General features: G+C 62.9%; 15 protein-coding genes. 1 reads left to right on the top strand and 14 read right to left on the bottom strand.

Features of this window, described 5'->3' with window-relative positions; all coding sequences use genetic code 11:
* Positions 1 to 34: 34 nt before the first annotated feature.
* From groL to glmS, 11 genes are all read right to left on the bottom strand, one after another.
* Entirely contained in the window at positions 35 to 1,642 is a 1,608-nt protein-coding gene (gene groL, locus CZ338_RS05220) for a chaperonin GroEL (protein WP_087117207.1), read from the bottom strand.
* A 20-nt stretch (positions 1,643 to 1,662) separates the two neighbouring features.
* Positions 1,663 to 1,965: a co-chaperone GroES gene (gene groES / locus CZ338_RS05215; RefSeq protein WP_087117206.1), complete on the bottom strand. Its 303-nt coding sequence runs from the start codon at positions 1,963 to 1,965 to the stop codon at positions 1,663 to 1,665.
* 266 nt (positions 1,966 to 2,231) lie between these two features.
* Positions 2,232 to 2,681 (bottom strand): hypothetical protein, encoded by a 450-nt coding sequence (locus tag CZ338_RS05210; RefSeq protein WP_087117205.1) that lies wholly within the window; start codon positions 2,679 to 2,681, stop codon positions 2,232 to 2,234.
* A 109-nt stretch (positions 2,682 to 2,790) separates the two neighbouring features.
* Entirely contained in the window at positions 2,791 to 3,855 is a 1,065-nt protein-coding gene (gene tsaD / locus CZ338_RS05205; protein WP_087117204.1) for a tRNA (adenosine(37)-N6)-threonylcarbamoyltransferase complex transferase subunit TsaD, read from the bottom strand.
* Positions 3,852 to 4,367, bottom strand: coding sequence for a ribosomal protein S18-alanine N-acetyltransferase (gene rimI / locus CZ338_RS05200; protein ID WP_087117203.1), 516 nt, complete (start codon positions 4,365 to 4,367; stop codon positions 3,852 to 3,854). The genes tsaD and rimI overlap by 4 nt, the downstream gene beginning before the upstream one ends.
* Positions 4,368 to 5,081: a tRNA (adenosine(37)-N6)-threonylcarbamoyltransferase complex dimerization subunit type 1 TsaB gene (gene tsaB, locus CZ338_RS05195; protein ID WP_087117202.1), complete on the bottom strand. Its 714-nt coding sequence runs from the start codon at positions 5,079 to 5,081 to the stop codon at positions 4,368 to 4,370.
* Positions 5,078 to 5,605, bottom strand: coding sequence for a hypothetical protein (locus CZ338_RS05190; protein ID WP_143341261.1), 528 nt, complete (start codon positions 5,603 to 5,605; stop codon positions 5,078 to 5,080). The genes tsaB and CZ338_RS05190 overlap by 4 nt, the downstream gene beginning before the upstream one ends.
* Before the next feature lie 10 nt (positions 5,606 to 5,615).
* On the bottom strand, positions 5,616 to 6,116 hold the full coding sequence (gene tsaE / locus CZ338_RS05185; protein WP_087117200.1) for a tRNA (adenosine(37)-N6)-threonylcarbamoyltransferase complex ATPase subunit type 1 TsaE: 501 nt from the start codon (positions 6,114 to 6,116) through the stop codon (positions 5,616 to 5,618).
* Positions 6,113 to 7,240, bottom strand: coding sequence for an alanine racemase (gene alr / locus CZ338_RS05180; protein ID WP_087117302.1), 1,128 nt, complete (start codon positions 7,238 to 7,240; stop codon positions 6,113 to 6,115). Before alr ends, tsaE begins: the two co-directional genes overlap by 4 nt.
* Before the next feature lie 105 nt (positions 7,241 to 7,345).
* Entirely contained in the window at positions 7,346 to 8,005 is a 660-nt protein-coding gene (locus CZ338_RS05175; RefSeq protein ID WP_087117199.1) for a hypothetical protein, read from the bottom strand.
* A 63-nt stretch (positions 8,006 to 8,068) separates the two neighbouring features.
* Entirely contained in the window at positions 8,069 to 9,940 is a 1,872-nt protein-coding gene (glmS, locus tag CZ338_RS05170; RefSeq protein WP_087117198.1) for a glutamine--fructose-6-phosphate transaminase (isomerizing), read from the bottom strand.
* Positions 9,941 to 10,130: 190 nt separating this feature from the next.
* On the opposite strand from glmS, the gene CZ338_RS05165 reads away from it, so the two are divergent.
* Positions 10,131 to 10,982, top strand: a complete 852-nt coding sequence (locus CZ338_RS05165) for a dienelactone hydrolase family protein (RefSeq protein ID WP_087117197.1) — start codon at positions 10,131 to 10,133, stop codon at positions 10,980 to 10,982.
* A 6-nt stretch (positions 10,983 to 10,988) separates the two neighbouring features.
* Here CZ338_RS05165 and CZ338_RS05160 read toward each other — a convergent pair whose 3' ends face one another.
* From CZ338_RS05160 to CZ338_RS05150, 3 genes are read right to left on the bottom strand one after another with little or no spacing between them, the layout of a single operon-like run.
* Positions 10,989 to 11,237: a hypothetical protein gene (locus CZ338_RS05160; RefSeq protein WP_087117196.1), complete on the bottom strand. Its 249-nt coding sequence runs from the start codon at positions 11,235 to 11,237 to the stop codon at positions 10,989 to 10,991.
* Positions 11,237 to 12,934 carry a hypothetical protein gene (locus tag CZ338_RS10830; protein ID WP_143341260.1) on the bottom strand — a complete coding sequence of 566 codons (1,698 nt, stop codon included), beginning with the start codon at positions 12,932 to 12,934 and terminating at the stop codon, positions 11,237 to 11,239. Before CZ338_RS10830 ends, CZ338_RS05160 begins: the two co-directional genes overlap by 1 nt.
* Positions 12,927 to 13,184 (bottom strand): hypothetical protein, encoded by a 258-nt coding sequence (locus CZ338_RS05150; RefSeq protein ID WP_143341259.1) that lies wholly within the window; start codon positions 13,182 to 13,184, stop codon positions 12,927 to 12,929. Before CZ338_RS05150 ends, CZ338_RS10830 begins: the two co-directional genes overlap by 8 nt.
* Positions 13,185 to 13,306: the final 122 nt, after the last annotated feature.

Genomic DNA, 13,306 nt, shown 5'->3' with positions numbered 1-13,306 from the left:
CCCGTGAGACGGGGCGGTCGCCGTGCGCAGGGAGCTAGTGGCTGTGGCCGTGCTCCTCTTCTTCCTCTGCGGGCTTTTCCACCACGGATGCTTCCGTGGTCAGCACCATGCGGGCAACGGACGAAGCGTTGACCACCGCGGAGTGGGTGACCTTCACCGGGTCGATGATGCCCTGCTCGATGAGGTTGCCGTACTCGAGGGTGGCGGCGTTGAAGCCTTCACCGTTGGGCAGCTCGGCGATCTTGGACACCACGACGGAGCCGTCCAGACCAGCGTTCTCCGCGATCCAGTAAGCGGGCTTGGTCAGAGCACGGGCAACCGCCTGCACACCGACCTTCTGCTCGCCCTCGAACTCCTCGGCGTAAGCCTCCAGGTTCTTCGCAATCTGAACCAGCGCGGAGCCGCCGCCGGCAATGATGCCTTCCTGCGCCGCAGCGCGTGCGGCGTTGATGGCATCCTCGACACGGAGCTTGCGTTCGTTGACCTCGGTCTCGGTCGGGGCACCGACGCGGATGACAGCGACACCACCGGAAAGCTTGGCTAGGCGCTCCTCGGCCTTTTCCTTGTCCCAGGTGGAGTCGGTGTTCTCAATCTCACGGCGGATCTGCTGGCGGCGGTTCTCCACTGCCTCAGCGGTGCCAGCACCGTCGACAATGACCGTGTCGTCCTTGGTCACCGTGACGCGGCGGGCACTGCCCAGCACGTCCAGTTCAGCGTCCTTCAGGTTGACGCCCACCTCGGGGTCGATGACGGTTGCGGCAGTCACCACAGCGAGGTCGTCCATGAATGCTTTACGGCGCTCGCCGAAGTACGGCGACCTCACCGCCACGACCTTGAGTGCACCGCGGATGGTGTTGACCACGAGGGTCTGCAGCGGCTCGCCCTCAATGTCCTCGGCGATGATCAGCAGCGGGCGGGAGGTGCCCACAGCCTTCTCCAGCAGCGGAAGGAATTCCGGCAGGGAGGAGATCTTGTTGCGCACCAGGAGGATCAGTGGCTCTTCGAGCACAGCCTGGCCGGACTCCGGGTCCGTCATGAAGTACGGGGACAGGAAGCCCTTTTCAAAGGAAATACCCTCGGTGACGTCCACGTAGGACTCGATGGACTGGGACTCTTCGACGGTGAGGACGCCGTCCTTGCCCACCTTATCCATGGCACCGGAGACCATCTCGCCCACGACCTCGTCGCGGGAGGAGACGGTGGCAACGTTGGCGATCTCCTCGGAGGAGGAGACCTCGGTGGCGCGAGCCTTGAGCTCCTCCACTGTTTTCTCGGCTGCAGCGGCGATGCCCTTGTTCAGCTCGATCGGGTTAGCACCGGCGGCGACATTGCGCAGACCCTCGTTGATGAGAGCCTGGGCGAGCAGCGTCGCGGTGGTGGTGCCGTCGCCGGCGATGTCATTGGTCTTCACAGCGACCGACTTGACCAGCTGCGCACCGAGATTCTCGAAGGGGTCCTCGAGATCGATGTCGCGGGCGATGGTCACACCGTCATTAGTGACGGTCGGGCCGCCGAAAGCCTTGTCCAGAACCACGTTGCGGCCGCGCGGGCCGAGCGTGACGCGCACGGAATCGGCGAGAACGTCGACACCGCGCTGGATGCCCTCGCGGGCTTCCTGGTCAAATGCAATGAGCTTTGCCATTGGGAGTCAGGTCCCCCTTCTTATTTTTCGACGACGGCCAGCAGGTCACGTGCAGACAGGAGCAGGTACTCCTCGTCGCCGTACTTGAGCTCGGTGCCGCCGTACTTGGAGAAGATGACGGTGTCGCCTTCCTTCACGTCGACCGGAATGCGGTGCTCGCCCTCGTCGTCCCAGCGACCCGGGCCGACAGCGATGACGGTTGCTTCCTGCGGCTTCTCCTGAGCGGAATCCGGAATGACCAGGCCGGAAGCGGTGGTGGTCTCAGCCTCGACGATCTGGACGAGGATCTTGTCCTCGAGCGGCTTGATGTTGACGTTTGCCACAGTGAAAACCTTTCTTGAAAGTTGTTCTTAATGAGCTTTCTCCGGCGGTGCCGCGTCAGACGCGGGCGCTGCCGAGGTTTCGCGATGCGCAGCCGTCGTCGCGGGTGAACAAACTGTGCCCAAAACCTGGTTAGCACTCTACCTACGTGAGTGCTAAACGACAACAAGGCCGGGCACCTAGTGCCCAGCCTCGTCTCGCCATTGATGCGGAATGCGAACCGCACACTCCACTCATCCGGCCCGGAGACCGGAAGCAGAAGCAGCGTTTACACCTGCGGAGTGCCCATGTTCAGAACTGCGTTACGCCAGAGCTGGTACTCCTCTTCGTTGTCCTCACGGTAGTGGCGAACAGCCCGGATTGTGTTCTTGATGCCTTCGACAACGTCGTCGTCGATGCTTTTCCCGCCGCGGCCGGTGAAAATCACCGGACCGGAAATGGCGGTGGCAGGGTCTTGGAGGAAGCTCGGGTTGTCTGTGGCAGCGGTATTGCGGGCCATGGACGCAACCGGATTCGGCTCAGCTCCCCGTTCCTTTGCCTCTGGCGAGTAATACGCCTCATGGAGCGTCCCGTCCTGCTCGAAGGCGACCTGCACACCTTCTTCAACGACAGGACCGAGGAACTGGTTCGCATCGTCAAGGTCGAAAACAATGCGGTGGAAGGTCAAGTCCGGGTTGACAAGCAGCCCGAATTTCTCGTGGTCGCTGTGGATCGCCATGCTCTCATCCTTCAATCGAAAATGCGGTGGGGAAAGGCAACGCCCTCAACAGTACGTTGTATCTGCGCGGTTAGCTCGGCGAGCACAGCAGGCGCTGCCAGAGCCCGCTTTACGCGCCCGCGCTAGCCGCGACGATCGGAGTCTCCACGTCCAGAGAGGTGTCGGTCGCAGTGCCCAAGCCGGACGGTTGCGCACCCTCATGAATGAGCTGGGAGGCGAGCGCCGCGATCATGACTCCGTTGTCGGTGCACAGCTTGAACCGCGGAACACGCAATTCAATGCCTTTTTCAGAGCAACGTTCGGCTGCCAGTTCCCGCAACCGTGAATTCGCCGCGACACCACCGCCAAGCAAAAGCGTGCGCGCGCCAGTGTCCTCGCAGGCCATAACTGCTTTCGCGGTGAGGACATCCACCACGGCCTCCTGGAACGACGCGCAAACATCTTCGACGGAAATGACCTCACCTTTGCGCTCAGCAGCTTCAACGTAGCGGGCGACAGCAGTCTTCAGGCCAGAGAAGGAGAAGTCGTAACGGTGCTCCCCGCGCAGGTCTTCGGCCCGGGACAGGCCACGGGGAAAACGGATCGCCTCCGCGTCGCCGTTCTTCGCCAGCGCGTCAATCACCGGTCCCCCGGGGTACCCGAGGCCCAGGAGGCGGGAGACTTTGTCGTAGGCTTCGCCGGCGGCGTCGTCAAGCGTGCTGCCCAATTCCTTCATGGGTTTACCCACGGCATCCACCTCGAGGATCTGGGTGTGCCCGCCGGAAACGAGGAGCGCGATCGAATGCGGGAGCTCCTCTCCCCCGTCGAGATTGGCTACGGCAACATGCCCGCCGAGATGGTTGACGCCGTAAAAAGGCACGCCCCACGCCGCCGCGTATGCTTTCGCGGCAGAAGCCCCCACGAGCAACGCACCCGCTAGGCCCGGCCCGACGGTTGCCGCGACAGCATCCGGCTTATCGACGCCTGCCTCAGCCAGCGCCCTCTCCATTACCTGGGGCATAGCCTCGAGGTGGGCTCGCGACGCGATCTCGGGGACGACTCCGCCGAAACGTGCGTGCTGCTCCATCGAAGACGCGACAACGTCGGCGAGGATCTCCATCTGCCCGTCGGGGGACAGCTCGATGATGCCCACTCCCGTCTCGTCGCACGAGGACTCGATTCCCAGAACAATCATGCGCCTCTCCCTTCTTGCGCTGCATCGCTTCCGTCGACGTGCTCCCGCTCTGCGCGCTCGCTGAGACTGGCCCGCATCATGGTGTACGCGTCTGCTCCAGTCGGCTGATAGTAACCCTTGCGCACGCCGATCTCGATGAAACCGTAACTAACGTAGAGAGCGAGCGCCGCGGTGTTATCGGTGCGCACTTCCAAGAACATCTGCCCGTCGTGCATGTCAGCTGCGTGCACCAGCTGGTCCATGAGCACGCGCCCGATCCCGCGGCGTTGGTGCCCGCGGGCAACGGCGATGGTGTGGACCTCGAATTCCGGATCATCCGCCGGCCCGAGTTTGGCTAGTCCCGCATATCCGACGAGCTCACCGTCGTCGAACGCGCCGACATAGAAGGTGTACGGGTGCGCGAACTCCACCAAGAACACATCGCGCGACCAAGGAGTCTCCCCCGCGAACACATCCGCTTCGATCGCGGCGGTAGCTGCCGCGTCTGCAGCAGTCAGCTCGCGCAGCTCCATCTACTCCCCTTTCGTGCCGTCAACCGCGATTCCCGCGATATCCGGGATCGCCGGTGATTTCGGCTTCGGTGCCGGTTCCTTGGCATCGGGGCGACGCAAGTACAGCGGCACCAATGGCTCCGGCGTGGCGGCCAAGTCCGCCACCGCCACAAGACCAACTGGGCGCGGAGCGACATACGTGACGGTGTCCGCCTCAACGGAGAGCTGGTCGCGGAGATTCTCAGGCACGCTGAGCACCTCCACTGAAGTATCACCCTCGGACAACCTCAGGGCGGCCGGCGCCACAACGTCCGGGCCTGCGACACGTTCGCCGCCGCGGTACTGCGCCCAATACACCTCGCGGCGGCGGGCATCGGTGACGACTAAGGCGGAATCCGTCTCGGTCTCAGCGTCGATCAATGATGCTACAGCGTCGTGAGTGCACACCCCATGCACGGGAATTCCGAGGGCTTGGCCGAACGCGGAAGCTGTTGCCATGCCCACGCGCAAGCCGGTGAACGGTCCGGGGCCGCAGCCGACGACCACGGCACCAAGGTCGGAGAACTCAAGTCCCGCATCCGCGAGGAGACCCAGCACAGTGGGAACTAGCAGCTCGTTGTGGGACCTTGTTGGCACTACACGTTCGGCGCGGGCGGTCAGCTCATCCCCGTCACGCACCTCCACCAGCCCCGCCACCAAGTCGGTGGTGGCGGTATCAATGGCTAGAACGATCACTGGGTGCGGACGCCAAAGCGCCAGATGTCGCCGTCCCAGAACACCGGGAAGCCCTGTTCAGTGCTGAAGAACTGGTCGAAGTAGTTGCCGTTGCACAGGTCCATCACGTCGGACGGAACCACGTCCACAGAATCGACACCGGCCTGCGGGTCCTTCGAGAGGAGGATGTAGTTGTCGCCGCTTTCAAGGTCAATCTGGTCGGCGACGTCGCCGGCGGCCTGCAACTTGGCGTCGATAAGCTCCTGCGGCTCCTCAGAGCACACCGGAACGAACGCCTGCACGTCGTCACCGTAGACGTAGCGCAGGTCGATCATCTCGCCCGCGACGGCATCGCTGTTGGAGGGCTCCATGCCGTTCAAGGTTTCAACGAGGGAGCCGGATGCCTGCGCGCTGCTGACGGGGGTCACGCCGGACGCGTTGGAACTCATCTTCGGCAGCAAGAAGACCATCGCGGCGAGAGCGATGATCCACAGTGCAATGACAATTCCGAACCAGCCTTTTTGGGCACCAGTGAGCTTTTGCATGGCCACCACACTACCCCGACGGAGTCCAAGAAATGATCCGCCCCTGGGAATCCGGGTCTTCGAGCACGCGAGTTTCTCGGTCAAGCTGAACAAGCAAATAACTCGCGGCGATCTGCTCGACGAGGCCGCCGCCCCACTCGGCGACAACGACTGAGTCTTCAAGTTCAGAGTCGAGGTCCAACGCGTCAAGCTCGCCCAAAGGATCCACCGCCCCGGTCCCACCGACGCTATCGAGGAGCCGGTATGCGTCCACGTGGACAAGCGCCGGATGGCCTTTGACCTGAGGTTTATGTTCCCGCGCGATGATGAACGTCGGGCTGGTCACCCTGCCCTTGACCCCCATGCCTTTCGCAATGCCCTGCGTCAACGTCGTTTTTCCCGCGCCGAGCGGGCCGTCGAGAATCACCACGTCGCCCGGCTCCAACGCGGCACCCAGGCGTTCCCCGAACTCGCGTGTCTCCTCCGCGGTCTCGCACTCGACGGTTCCTTTTTCCAAGAACGGCGGTTTCATCGCGTCTCACCCTTCCGCTTATCGACGTCCCCTGTTTCCCCATATTCCCTGCGCACCCTTCCGTGTGGGGCGCAGACGACCTCATAATGAATCGTCCCGGCGCGCTCCGCCAGTTCCGCGGCGCTCATTCCGCCCTGGCCAAAGATCACTGCTTCATCCCCCACTGCGACGTGTTCTTCATTGCCGCCAAGCCAAACGATGATCTGGTCCATGCACACGCGGCCCACCTGCGGGTACCGCACGCCGCCGATGGTGATGTCGAGCGCACCCTGCCACGAGCGGTGCAACCCGTCGGCGTACCCCACCGGGACGACAGCGGTCCACCCATCCGCCGGCGCCGTCCACGTCAGACCATAGCTGGCGCCTTCCCCCTCTTTGATGCGCTTCACCGCGGTCAACCGGGCTGCCCAAGTCATGGCCGGCGTCAGCGAGGCAGCCCGGATGAGTGACGAACTCTCGTGCCGCTGTGCGACAGGGTGGAGGCCGTACAACGAAATTCCTGCGCGCACCTGGTCGAATACGACCCCGGTGCTGGTGATCGACCCAGGCGAATTGGCAAGGTGGCTTTGCGTGATGTCGAGTCCAGCCTTTTTAGCCTGGTCAACCGCCCGGATGAACGCCGCCCTCTGTTCAGCGTTGTGTGGGTGGTCTGGCTCGTCCGCGCACGCGAGGTGCGACATGACGCCCACAACGTTGAGGCCCGCGTTCCGCGCCAATGCGAATGCGGTCCCCCAGTCCTCTTCATCAATTCCTGAGCGGTTCATGCCGGTGTCCACAACGATGTGCAACGGCACCTGCACGTCATGCTCGATGAGCCACTCGAGGTGCTCCAGCCCCGGAACGCCCAGCTCCACTCCCACGGGAATGTCCTCACCTGGCTCCCACAACCACGCGAGCACCGGCTTCTCCGTCAGCGCGCGGACCTGATTTGCCTCGCTGAATGTGGCCACCCCGAAAGCATCCGCACCGGCGTCATCCATCACCGGCACGACGCGCTCGGCTCCGTGGTTGTACGCGTCAGCTTTGACCACACACACCAGCCGCGCGGAGCCCAAGTTCTCCTTCAACAACCGCGTGTTGCGGGCTATCGCTCCTAAGTCAATGCGCAGTACAGAAGAACTCATGGGGGCTATTGTGCCACTGCTCATTCACGTGGCTGTTCATTCACGCGGAGGCTCATTCACGCGGATGCTTTTCACGCGGCGCGCGAATACTGTCCCAGTGGGGAGCTACATCATGTGCACGGTTCCAAGCGCGATGAGTAAGAGTGCGACCGCCCACGTCGCGCCGAGCGAGACCTTCCCGGAATTCTCGCGCGCCACGTCGAACACCCGTCCCGCCGGGCTATCCGGTGCACGACGCACCCACCCCACCGCGAACGCGCATAATGCGGGAAGGCTCAGGGCGACGGTGGCGTAAAGCACGAGAAAGGCGTAACGCACCGCGACATCCACACCCGCCGTGGACAGCACAGCAAGGCCCCCGTAGAACGGCACCGATGTGGCTGACTGGATAATGCCGAGTGCGAACCCGACGAGCACCGTGGTCGCCGACGGGGTTTTCAACGGCTCCAAAATCCGGTTGACCAAACCCGAGTTGTCGCCCCCGCGCAGAGCGAGCAGTCCCGTCACAACGCCTGTGGCGATCAGGAGGATGCCGAAGATGGGGCCTTCAACAAAGCTCTGCACCACATCGCCCAGCCCATCGAAGACAACGAGCATGAGAAACGCTAATGCTGCGACACCGCACCAGTCGCCCGCGATGAGCAATGCAGCCGTTTTCGCGTACCTGCCGCCGCCCCGTGGGAGCATCACACCGACGGCGACAATGACACCGATCAACAACAGGTTGATCGAGTCGACGAACGCAAACTGAACGGCGTGAAGCATCCGGGTTTCTACCTGGTTTCTTAGCTTTCCTTATTCGTGCGGGCCTTGAAAGGACAACAACCTCTACTCGACAGTGACGGATTTAGCCAGGTTACGAGGTTTGTCGATGTCCTGGTTACCGCACTGCTCCGCGATGAACGCCGCCAGGAACTGCAGCGGCACTGTAGCCAACAACGGCTGCATGATCGTCGGTGACGGCGGGATGCGCAGCAGCCAGTTCGCGTACGGCTCGACAGCGGTGTCGCCTTCCTCCGCGATGACGATGGTCTTCGCACCGCGAGCACGGATCTCCTGGATGTTGGAAACGATCTTGGAGTGCAACTGGGACAGACCACGCGGACTGGGCACAATGACAACGACCGGAAGGTCGTCCTCGATCAGAGCGATCGGGCCGTGCTTCAGCTCACCCGCGGCGAAGCCCTCCGCGTGAATGTAAGCGAGCTCCTTGAGTTTGAGGGCACCCTCAAGCGCGATCGGGTATCCGACACCGCGGCCGAGGAAGAGCATGGTCTGCACCGCGCCGAGAGTCGCTGCGATGTGCTGGCACTCCTCATGGTTCGTCAGAGTCGCCTCCACCTTCTCCGGGATGGCTTCAAGCTCGTCCCAGATCGCGCGAATTTCATCCGGGTACTTGGTTCCCTTCGCCTGCGCGAGAGCCAGCCCGACGATGTAGTTCGCCGCCACTTGGGCCAGGAACGCCTTTGTCGACGCGACGCCGATCTCCGGGCCAGCGTGGGTGTAGAGGACGGCGTCGGATTCACGCGGAATCTGGGAACCGTTGGTGTTGCAGACGGCGAGCACCTTTGCACCCTGCGTCTTGGCGTGGCGGACCGCTTCGAGTGTGTCCGCCGTTTCACCCGACTGGGAGATCGCCAGCACCAGCGTGCGCTCGTCCAGCACCGGGTCGCGGTACCGGAATTCGGAAGCCACCTCAATCTGCACCGGAATGCGCACCCAGTGCTCGATGGCGTACTTCGCCGCCAAACCCGAGTGGTAGGCGGAACCACAGGCGACCACGAAGACCTGGTCGAAGGACTTCAGCTCGTCTTCGGAGATAGAGTTCTCGTCCAACACGATGCGCTGCCCGTCCCAGTGGCCGGCGAGGGTGTCTCGGACCGCGGCGGGCTGCTCATAGATCTCCTTCATCATGAAGGAGTCGAAGCCGCCCTTCTCTGCTGCTTCCAGGTCCCAGTCGATGGTGAACGGCTTACCTGTGCCCGGAGTGCCATCGAAGTTAAGGATCTTGTAGTCATTCGCGGTGATCACGACCACGGAATCAGACTCGAGCTCTACCGCGTCCTTTGTGTACTCGATGAACGCAGCGACATCAGAGCCGAGGAACATCTCGCCCTCACCCACGCCCACCATAAGCGGAGTGGAGCGGCGGGCCGCGATGATCGTGTCGGGGTGGTCAGCATGGGTGAACAAGACGGTGAACGCACCTTCCAGGCGGTTCAACACCTTGAGGGCTGATGCTTCAAAATCGCCGCAGGTGGAACCGTCGTCGTCGCCGTTGTACGCACGCGCAATGAGATGCGCCGCGACCTCGGAATCCGTGTCGGAGGACATCTGGATGCCATCGCGCTCAAGTTCCTCGCGCAGCGGCGCGAAATTCTCGATGATGCCGTTGTGCACGATGGCCGCACGACCGTCATAGGACACGTGCGGGTGCGCGTTCTCATCCGTCGGGCGGCCGTGAGTTGCCCAGCGCGTGTGGCCGATAGCAGTGGTTCCGCTCAGAGTATCCGCACCCAGCTCTGCGATCTTGTCTTCGAGGTTCTGCAGTTTGCCGGCACGCTTAGCTACGTTGAGCTCTCCACCGCCCGCCACTGCGATGCCTGCGGAGTCGTACCCGCGGTACTCCATCCGGCGCAAAGCCTCCAGCGCGATCGGCAGCCCCTGCTGCACGCCTACGTATCCCACGATTCCACACATGCGGATAAGGATAATGCATAGGCCAAATCCTCCCCCGCGCCAACTTGCCCCGCACACGATTCGACCGAGCGAACCGCATGGCTTTCCCAGGCTCCGGAACTAGCGGAGACGAACGCCGAAGGCCTCCCTTAGGGGCGCATGACCTGTGATCTGCCACGCCCCGCTATGTCCATGCAGTATCCTGATCCACGTGTCTGCGAAGTTGAAGAAGCTCAGCGATTTGTCCAAGCGTGGCCCGCACCGCGTCATGGAGGGAGACCTCGGGTACACCGGCCTCCCCGGCAAGGTGTACGTTCCGGCCGACGGGAAAGCTGTTCCCGGAGTCGCGTTCGGGCATGACTGGATGAAGAGCGCCGAGGATTACAAGAAGACGTTGCGTCACCTGGCCAGCTGGGGCATCGCTGTCGCTGCTCCCGATACTGAGCGCGGTTTCAACCCGAACCACTCGGGCTTCGCCGCCGATCTGGAGACAGCCCTGCAGATCCTCTCCGGTGTGAAGCTAGGAAACGGCAACACCACCGTCGCCCCCGGCAAACTGGGAGTGGTCGGCCACGGCATGGGCGGTGGATGCGCAGTTCTCACCAGTGTGAACAATGAGAAAGTCAAAGCCGTTGCAACGATCTATCCCGCTGCTGTGGCTCCGTCAGCTGACAACGCCGCACGCACCCTGTTCCTTCCTGGACTGGTGATCGGCCCTGATGCGGACGCGGACGCGATCTTCGACCCGGGCAACCCGGCGCGGCTCGCATACAACTGGTCCGGTCCCGTCGCGTACCGCACGGTGAAAGACGGAAACCAGAAGGCGTTCAGCGAGGATAACCTCAAGAAGATCCTGCTTGGTCAGGGCCGCTCGAAAGCCAGCGTCCAAGAGACGGTCCGTGGCCTGCTCACCGGGTTCTTGCTGCACCAGCTGGACGGCGACAAGTCGTACTCGGCGTACTCCGAGATGGATGCGCAGGGCAAAGGCGTCGAATCCGTCTTCGGCAAAGAGCTCGCCGACCGGGCGGACTTCGCCCGCTCGGACGTGAAGAGCATCTTCTAGCTCAGGCTAACTTCGCTGCTGCCCGGTGGGCCCTTCCCTCCGGAGAACCCCCTGCACCCGCCCGTGCCTGACACCGCGGTATGTTCCGCGAGGTGTCTGCGCGGGCGGTTTCTGTATATTCATTTCCTTCGCCAGCGCTTGCTGGCGCGCCGCCTGCTCCATCTGCCTTTGGCTTTCTTGCAGCACTCTTTCGAACTCGGTCATCCGCCGTGCGGTGCGTTCCTTGAATTGTTCAGCGAACTGCTGGAAATCCATTACCATCCCCCTGTCTTGCGTGCCCGCTGCTGGTCGTCGTGGTTATCGGGTTGCTTCTCTGCCGGCGCATCCGCAGGCGCGCCCTCGCCCGCCGGTGCCGGGGCTGGCTCTGGTGCCGGAGCTGCTTCCGGTGGCGCCACCATTCCGTCAGCGGCCATTGGCGCCACTAGCCCCTTCTTCGGTGGTGGCGGCGGCTCCTTCACCTCAGCTAATTCAGGAGGCGGAGCGATCGTGCCATCCGGGCACTCCGGCTTAGCAACAGGCTCAGGTTCCGGCTTCGAAGCAGGGGCCTCCTCCGGGCACTCGGGTTCGGGTTTAGGAGCCGGTTCAGGCTGCGGCTCCGGGCACTCGGGTTCAGAGACCGGTATTGGTTCAGGCTCCGGAGCGGGTGCAGGCGGTGGACAATCCGCAACCGGCTCAACTGGGCACTCGATCTGCGACAGGCATTCGGCGACAGACTGGCCGAAGGCCTCGATACCTGCAACCATTTGCTGGACTATGCATTCACCCGCAGGCCCAACAGGCGGAACCGCCGGCGGGGCGGGGACGGCCGGTTCAGGGCAGTTCGCAGGAGTCGTCGGCGTGGCCGGGATCTCGGTCACCGCCGGCGGCGGGCACTCCAGATTCGCGTCGATAGCTATGTTGATGTTCAGCCCGGAACCTGTCGTCGCGGGAACCGTCGCCTGTGGCGTGGACGGAGTCTTGGCAGGAGTGAGCTCCGCCGAAGGCAGCGGGCTAGATGCTGGCGCCGGCGTGGGCGTGGGCGGGCACTCAGTAACAGGTTGAGGTACTGCCCCAGGCGAGGGCGCTGGTGTAGGCGCTGGAGCGGGTGGTTGCGGCTGAGATTGAGGCGCTTGGGCAGGTGTTGTCGGGCATGCCTCGGGCGCGGGAGCAGGTGCCGGACTCGGAGTTGGAGCTGGGGACGGCGTCGGTGCTGGCGCCGGCGGCGGTGTCGCTGATGGCGTTGCCGGTTCAGGTGGGCACTCTGGGTGCGGGGTGGAAGTCTCGCTCGGTGGACAGTACTGCTTCGGCGCAGGAGGCTGATTGCCGCCGGCAACCTCGCACAGCTTTTTCAAACCGTCGAAGCATTCGCCGATGGACTTGTTTCGGTCGTCAACAGTGCTCTCGATGGAGGACAAGCCTTCACAAATGGAGCTGAGGGCGGCTGATCCGAGCTGCACGAGAGAGCAGTTTTTCAAAGACGCGATGAGTCCGAGCAGAACATCGACGATTTCCTGCATCCCGCGGTCTGCTGTCTCATCGATCTCCTTGACGGAGTCGGCGCAGCCGGAAGATTGCTCCTGCAGGTTATCCAATGTGTCGGAATGGTTGCTCTGCTCTTCATCGAGCTTTTGCTCGTGGTCGGCGATGCCGATGTTTCCTAACCAATCCGCAACACCCGAGGCCAACTCGGCCACGAACGGCACCGCCGACAGAAGTCCGAGAATTCCGCCTGGCCCCACGCCCCGTCCGAGTTTGCCCACGACTGGGCTCATCGTGGGGTTCACAGTGGGGTTGACGGTAGCCACCTGCTGCGGCAACCCCGAGGGATCCAACCCATTCGTTTTGTCGATCTTCGCGGAGATAGTCAGAACCTTCTCCCCCACAAATGAGGCATCCGCCGAGGTCACACCCGGCAACACTGCAACTTCACGGGCGATCTCCCCGAGGCCCTCTTTCAGTTTCGTGTTAGACATGACGGCTCAACCCCGCAGCAGTCTCGTGGTCGGCGGTATCCACATCCGCGATAAGCCGCAGGATTTCCTCGAACTGTCCCACACGCGCGTGCAGCCTGTCGCGAGTCTGTTCATGGACACGGCTCACCGCCGCCGCGATGTCCGCACCGTGATCGGCGAATCCCTCCCCGAAAGCAGCGTGGTCGATTTCAGGTTGGGCCTCCTGGAGCCTCTCGATCGCCTCGTTGTAACTGGTGATTCGCGTACTCACAAGTGCCCTGAGTTCCCCCGGATCAACATGCAACTGGTCGGCCAAAATGATCACTTCCCCCGAGTGGTTAAAGCCGCAAAAAGCGGCAGCCTTCATCTTCCACAGACTTAGACTGCCGCTTA

Origin of the sequence: Corynebacterium urinipleomorphum (genome assembly GCF_900155535.1) — a bacterium.
Classification (GTDB): domain Bacteria; phylum Actinomycetota; class Actinomycetes; order Mycobacteriales; family Mycobacteriaceae; genus Corynebacterium; species Corynebacterium urinipleomorphum.
This window is presented reverse-complemented; position numbering and strand designations above follow the sequence as displayed.